6 protein-coding genes and 1 other RNA gene are annotated in these 6,704 nt (G+C 33.3%); all 7 read left to right on the forward strand.

What is annotated here, in order from left to right:
- The first annotated feature begins 3 nt into the window (after window positions 1-3).
- The 7 genes from C7381_RS06505 (at window position 4) to rnpB (ending at window position 6,563) form a co-directional block, all read left to right on the forward strand.
- The gene (locus tag C7381_RS06505; protein WP_034545753.1) at window positions 4-819 is read left to right on the forward strand and encodes a pyruvate, water dikinase regulatory protein; all 816 of its coding nucleotides are present in this window, start codon (window positions 4-6) and stop codon (window positions 817-819) included.
- On the forward strand, window positions 816-1,823 hold the full coding sequence (locus C7381_RS06510; protein ID WP_116480344.1) for a deoxyguanosinetriphosphate triphosphohydrolase: 1,008 nt from the start codon (window positions 816-818) through the stop codon (window positions 1,821-1,823). The genes C7381_RS06505 and C7381_RS06510 overlap by 4 nt, the downstream gene beginning before the upstream one ends.
- 2 nt (window positions 1,824-1,825) lie before the next feature.
- Window positions 1,826-3,574: a DNA primase gene (gene dnaG, locus C7381_RS06515; protein ID WP_116480345.1), complete on the forward strand. Its 1,749-nt coding sequence runs from the start codon at window positions 1,826-1,828 to the stop codon at window positions 3,572-3,574.
- Window positions 3,575-3,576: 2 nt separating this feature from the next.
- On the forward strand, window positions 3,577-4,746 hold the full coding sequence (rpoD, locus tag C7381_RS06520; protein ID WP_116480346.1) for an RNA polymerase sigma factor RpoD: 1,170 nt from the start codon (window positions 3,577-3,579) through the stop codon (window positions 4,744-4,746).
- Window positions 4,746-5,435 carry a tRNA (adenine(22)-N(1))-methyltransferase gene (locus C7381_RS06525; protein WP_116480347.1) on the forward strand — a complete coding sequence of 230 codons (690 nt, stop codon included), beginning with the start codon at window positions 4,746-4,748 and terminating at the stop codon, window positions 5,433-5,435. Before rpoD ends, C7381_RS06525 begins: the two co-directional genes overlap by 1 nt.
- A complete protein-coding gene (locus C7381_RS06530) occupies window positions 5,422-6,213 on the forward strand; it encodes a Nif3-like dinuclear metal center hexameric protein (protein WP_165803621.1) in 792 nt (263 codons plus the stop codon). Before C7381_RS06525 ends, C7381_RS06530 begins: the two co-directional genes overlap by 14 nt.
- Window positions 6,214-6,234: 21 nt before the next feature.
- An RNA gene (gene rnpB, locus C7381_RS06535) (RNase P RNA component class A) lies at window positions 6,235-6,563 on the forward strand.
- Window positions 6,564-6,704: the final 141 nt, after the last annotated feature.

The raw sequence follows: 6,704 nt of genomic DNA on the forward strand, positions 1-6,704 counted from the left end.
AATATGTATGATATAACTATTTTTGTTTTAAGCGACTCTATAGGCGAAACAGGAAGCAAAATTGCAAGAGCTTCGGTTGCCCAATTTCCAAACTGTAATTATGAGATAAAAAGATACCCATATATTTTAGACAAAGCACATATTCTTTCAGTTATTGAAGAAGCAAAAAATCTTCCAGCAGTGATTATTTACAGTACTGTTGACGAAGAGCATGCAGACTATTTGGAAAAGACTGCAATTGAGTATGGTATACCAACTGTAAACATTATGAAGCAACCACTTGATGCAATTTCTAATATTTTACATGAAACTCCGATTAGAGAATCCGGTATTCTTAGAAAATTGGATGAAACGTATTTCCAAACAGTAGATGCGATTGAATTTGCTGTAAAATATGACGATGGCAAGGATCCTAGAGGTATTAGAAAAGCTGATATTTGCTTGATTGGAATTTCTCGTACATCAAAAACACCTCTAAGCATGTATCTTGCAAACAAGGGATATATGGTTGCAAATGTACCGCTTGTTCCGGAAGTACCGATTTCAGATGAGATTTTTGTTAAAGATCCTAAAAGAATTTTTGGACTCACGACAAGTGCAGAGATAATGATAAACATTAGAGAAGAAAGGCTTAAAGCATTAGGCATGCCAAGTGTTGGCGTTTATTCTGAATATGATAGAATTCAAGAAGAAATAAACTATGCAAATAATATTATGGAAAAAATCGGTTGTACTGTTATTGATGTTTCAAACAGGGCAATTGAAGAAACGGCTTCTGTTATAATAGAAATAATGGAAAAGAGGTTCGGTAGAATATGATAAGGGAGATTTTGGAAAAAAGAGAACACGAATTCTTAAGAGATGTTGCGACTTTTTCTGATTCTTCTAAAGGCAGACAAAGAGCGGAGATAAAATCAAGTGTTAGACTTGAATTTCAAAGAGATAGAGATAGAATAATTCATACAAAAAGTTTTAGAAGGCTTAAACATAAGACTCAAGTTTACATTGCACCTCTTGGGGATCACTATAGAACCAGACTTACTCATACTTTGGAGGTCTCTCAAATCGCACGTACAATTTCAAGGGCACTTTTTTTAAATGAAGATCTTGTTGAAGCAATTTCTATGGGGCACGATATCGGTCACACTCCGTTTGGACATGCGGGAGAAAAAGTTTTAAATAAGTTGTCGGATACAGGCTTCAAACATAATGAACAGTCACTTAGAGTAGTGGATTTTTTAGAATCGCACAACGGCAAAAGAGGTTTAAATTTAACTTATGAAGTGAGGAACGGGATTTTAAATCATAGTGGTGCGGACGAGGCAGAAACGCTTGAAGGTAAGATTGTAAAATTTGCTGATAGAATTGCATATATAAATCATGATATTGATGATGCAATACGGGCTGGTGTTCTTTCAAATGATGATATTCCAAAGGATATAGCTAGAGTTTTGGGTAATACTGCTAGCGAGAGGATTGACAAGATGGTAAATGATGTTATAATTAATTCATCTGAAAAAAATACCATTATGATGAGTGATGAAATCAATTCAGCAATGAATAGTCTAAGGTCATTTATGTTTTCTAATGTTTATCTTGATGAAAGAAGTAGGATTCAAGGCGAGAGAATTGAGATTATGCTGTCGCTTCTTTTTGAGTACTATATGAAAAATACGGATGTTATTAATGAGCATATAAAGATTTATGATGGTAAAGAATCATTAAATAGGATGGTAATAGACTATATTGCAGGAATGACTGATCAATTTGCAATAGAGAAGTTTGAAGAACTTTTTTTGCCAACGGGTATTAGAAGGGTGTAAATATGTTTGTAAGTGATACTAAAATTGAAGAAATCAAGGACGCTGTTGATATTGTTGATTTGATCGGTAGTTATGTGTCACTAATAAAAAGGGGCAGAAATTATGTTGGACTTTGTCCTTTTCATAATGAAAAAACACCAAGTTTTAGTGTAAATCCTGACGGTCATTATTTTAAATGTTTTGGATGTGGTAAAAGTGGAGACGCAATAACTTTTTTGCAAGAATATGAAGGGCTTGATTTTAATGAAGCTATAAAAGAACTTGCAGAAAAGGCACATATTGATTTGGGCAATGCTGAATTTGAAAGCAAAAAAGCGGATTATTCAATTTACTATGATATAAATAGAGAAGCAGCTCTTTATTTTATGGAAAATATTAAAGTAGATAAATCTGCGATTTCTTATTTAAAAAATAGAAACATAAATTTAAATTCTGTTTTAGAATTTGGAATTGGGTTTGCACTTGATTCTTGGGACGGGCTTATAAAACACCTCACAGAAAAAGGATTTAGTATAGCTGATATAGAGGCGGCCAATTTGATTCAAAAAAGCGAAAAAAGAGGGACATATTATGACTTATTTAGAAAAAGACTTATATTCCCAATTTTAGATTTAAAATCAAGAGTTGTCGGATTTTCCGGAAGGATTGTCGGAGATGGCGAACCAAAATATTACAATTCAAGAGATAGTGTTATTTTTAAAAAAGGCAATTTGCTTTTCGGTCTTAACTTAGTTCAAAAAAAGAGTGATAGAAGTAGAATTATGCTCGTTGAAGGAAATATAGATGTTGTAAAATTGCATCAAATGGGTATAGATTATGTAGTAGCAGCACTTGGAACAGCTTTCACTGACAGACAAGCGACACTTTTAAAAAGATACGGCAAAGAAGTATATCTTTGTCTTGATGGAGATTTTGCAGGCCAAAAGGCAACGGTTAGGGACATTGAAATTTTAAGAAATATTGGCGTTGTTCCTAAAATTGTTGTGATACCTGACAATATGGACCCTGATGAATTCATAGATAAGTTTGGCAAAGATAAATTTGACGGACTTCTTAAGGATGCAATTTCCGCTTTTGATTTTACAGTAATGTACTATAAACATGATCTCGACATAGATCGAAGAGATGATTTTATAGAATTTATTAGGCGTGTATCGGGACTCATTAAGAGTATTCCTTCTAAAGTTGAGCAGTCTATTTACGTTGAAGACATTTCGAAAAAATATAATATTGACAAAACTTTGCTCATGGAAGAATTGTCAAAAAATAATGAGGTTTTCGTTGCAAGTGCTTACGATGTTAGTTCATACACAATTCCAAAAGCTTCAAATAAATTTATAAAGATACTTATAGGATATATTATAACAGACAAAGTTTTTGCGGTTGAGGCTGAAAAACTTAATGTTTTAAATTATATTAATAATAAAAGCTATTCAGATTTGATTAAACGCATTTGCAGGGAATATGAAACAAAAGAAAAGATAGAAGTTGAAGAGTTTACAAAAAGTCTAATTAAAGAAAACGAATTAGGCGAGAATTTAGTGAAATCCATGTTGTCTCATAATGAGATTAGTGAGCCTACGATAAATTATTTCCATGATGTCATTGAAGGAATAAGAAAAGAGTATATATCTGATAAAAAAGATGTACTGAATAAAAAAATAGAAAGTGCCACAAATGACAAAAATTATGATTTAGTTGTAGAGCTCCTTAAAGAATTGGATTCTCTTTCGGAAATGGATGGTGATTAAAAATGGTTGACGAGCTTAATTTACAAAAAGCAATGTCGGATGCACTAGAATTTTTAATTTCAGGTGGAATAAGAACGGGTTATGTGACTTACAAGGATATTTTGGATAGCCTCTCAAAATTCCAATTGGAAGTTGAAAAGATAGAACAAATTTATGATAAAATTGAAGAACTTAATATTGAAATCACTGACAGAGAGTCCGTTCTTCCAAAGGATGAGGAAATTATTGAAGTAGAAGAGATTGATGATGAAGATGAGCTGTCAAATGGTAAAGATGACGATATTGATGTAGATGTAGATGTAGATGACGACGATAAGTTGGAGATAAAAGTTCCAAAAGGAGTTAAAGTTGATGATCCTGTTAGAATGTATCTAAAAGAAATTGGTAACATTGCTCTATTAACTCAAGAGGAAGAAATTGCAATTGCAAAACGAATGGAAGAGGGCTCAGAGGAAGCAAAAGCGGAACTTGCAGAAGCAAATTTACGTCTCGTCGTTAGTATTGCAAAAAGATATATGGGAAGAGGCATGCCTTTTCTTGATTTAATTCAAGAAGGGAATCTTGGATTAATGAAGGCGGTTGAAAAGTTTGAGTATAAAAAAGGATTTAAATTTTCAACATATGCAACATGGTGGATTAGACAAGCCATAACTAGAGCGATTGCGGATCAGGCAAGGACTATAAGAATACCGGTTCACATGGTTGAAACAATTAATAAGCTTTTAAGAGTTCAAAGGCAACTTTTGCAAGAACTTGGTAGGGAACCAACGCCTGAAGAAATGGCGGTTGAACTTGAAATGGATGTCGAAAGGGTAAGAGAAATTCAAAAGATTTCTCAAGAACCTGTTAGTTTGGAAACACCAATCGGTGAAGAAGAGGACAGTCATTTAGGAGACTTTATTCCTGATGATGATATTCCAAGTCCACAAGACGCGGCAACTACAACGATGCTTAGAGATCAATTATTTAAAACATTGGACTTATTGTCCGAACGTGAAGAAAAGGTTATAAGGTTGAGATTTGGGCTTGATGATGGCAAAATTAGAACATTGGAAGAAGTTGGAAAAGTTTTTGATGTAACAAGAGAAAGAATTAGACAAATTGAAGCGAAAGCTTTAAGGAAGTTGCGTCATCCAAAAAGATCTGATAAGTTGAAGGATTTTCTTGATTGATGGATAGACTTGAAACAATTGTTAAATTGGCGAGAAATTCAAATTCTGTTGCGGACATTGGTTGTGACCATGGCCAAGTGGGAGTTGAACTTTTAAAATCAACTGGTGTAAGGCATGTTATTTCCACTGATATTTCTGAAAAGTGTTTAAAAAAAAGCGAGTTTTTATTCGCAAGTACAGGATTTCAATCTGAATATGATGGACGTGTTGGAGATGGACTAAAAACTTTAAACCGTGGTGAGGTTGATACAGTTGTTATTGCCGGAATGGGCGGTGACTTAATAAAAGATATTGTAACTTATGATATCGGTAAGACTTTGTCGTTTAAAAACTTCATAATACAACCAATGACAAATCCGGATGTGGTTAGAGAAACCTTTTATAAACTAGGTTATGGATTAGAAAAAGATTTAATAGTTATTGAGGGCAGTAAATATTATTTTTTGATGAAATTCAGTAGTTTAACTGACAAGAAACTCGAAAAAGATTGGTTTTATACAAGTTCGCTTCTAAGAGATTCTATTGAGACATACAAAGAATACTTGAAATTTAATTTGAATAAAAATAACGCAATTATAAATGAAATAAAATTGAATTCGAGCGAAAAATCCGATTCGAGAATTAGCGAACTTAAAAGTAACAATGAGAAACTGCGTACCTTGTTGGAGGAAAAAGTTGAATATAAGTGATTTGATGAAAAAACTTGAAGAATTTTATCCGTTAAACACTCAAATGTCTTGGGACAATAGTGGGTTGCAAATCGGAGATTTAAATTCAGATGTTAAAAAAGTGCATATATGTTTGGATATTGAAGAATTTCAAATTAATAGAGCTATTGAATATGGATGCAACACGATAATAACGCATCATCCACTATTCATGAGTGGCATCAAGTCAATTGAAAAGAGTGGTTTTTATTATAAAGTTATAAAGAAAGCTTTAGATTATAAAATAACCATTCTTTCATATCACACTCCTTTTGACACTTCAGTTTTTGGAATGAAAAACTTCTTTTTGAGCGAATACGCCATAGGAGAAATAAAAAATTTAGCAGTTGAGGAAGGTCAAAACTTCGGAATAGTTTTTGACGTTCAAGATGTTAAAATTAAAGAAATAATCGGTATACTGTCGAAGAATTTTTCAAAATATGGATATGATAATCCGTCGAATTATATGACTCTTTACGGTGAAGATGAGAAAGTTATTAAAAGAATCGGATATCTTGGAGGAAGCGGTGCAAGTTTTATAGACTATGCAATTTTAAATGATGTAGATTTATATTTAACGGGGGATATCAAATATCACGATGCACAACACGCTTATAGAAATGGTTTGAGTATATTGGATTTAACTCACGGCATGAGCGAAATTCATTTTGTAGACATTATGGCGAAAAAAATAAGTGATATAGGTCTACAAGTTTCGAAGGATTATTTTACTTTTGATAAACTTAATATTGATTTATAAATTTAAAGCTGTTATAATTAGAATGTAAATCAGACAGTCGCATTTTTAATGAGGAAAGTCCGTGCTCCATAGAGCAGAATGCTGGATAACATCCAGTGGAGGCGACTCTAAGGCTAGTGCAACAGAAAGAAACCGCCATTATGGTAAGGGTGGAAAGGCGAGGTAAGAGCTCACCAGTGCTTAGGAGACTAAGTAGCTATGTAAACCCCATTCGGAGCAAGACCAAAGTGAGGTAAAGGGATGCTGCTCGTGTCCTCTCAAGAAGGTAGGTCGCTAGAGATTCTTGGCAACAGGAATACAAGACAGATGACTGTTTAATACAGAACACGGCTTATAGATTTACTAAGAACCACCGAAAGGTGGTTTTTATTGGCTCTATAATATCTATGGGGGAGTTAAAACCCTCCATAGATATTTTTATGTAAAAAAATTGCACTTATACGCAAAACATCCTATACTAAAAATAGAAACAACAAGTAAGGAGGTGCATA

Source organism: Ezakiella coagulans, from assembly GCF_003096635.1.
In the GTDB taxonomy this organism is placed as follows: domain Bacteria; phylum Bacillota; class Clostridia; order Tissierellales; family Peptoniphilaceae; genus Ezakiella; species Ezakiella coagulans.

What these genes read in the sequence shown, in the direction of transcription:
- C7381_RS06505 (WP_034545753.1), top strand. Translation starts at nt 4, where the DNA reads ATGTATGATATAACTATTTTTGTTTTAAGCGACTCTATAGGCGAAACA.
- C7381_RS06510 (WP_116480344.1), top strand. Translation starts at nt 816, where the DNA reads ATGATAAGGGAGATTTTGGAAAAAAGAGAACACGAATTCTTAAGAGAT.
- dnaG (WP_116480345.1), top strand. Translation starts at nt 1,826, where the DNA reads ATGTTTGTAAGTGATACTAAAATTGAAGAAATCAAGGACGCTGTTGAT.
- rpoD (WP_116480346.1), top strand. Translation starts at nt 3,577, where the DNA reads ATGGTTGACGAGCTTAATTTACAAAAAGCAATGTCGGATGCACTAGAA.
- C7381_RS06525 (WP_116480347.1), top strand. Translation starts at nt 4,746, where the DNA reads ATGGATAGACTTGAAACAATTGTTAAATTGGCGAGAAATTCAAATTCT.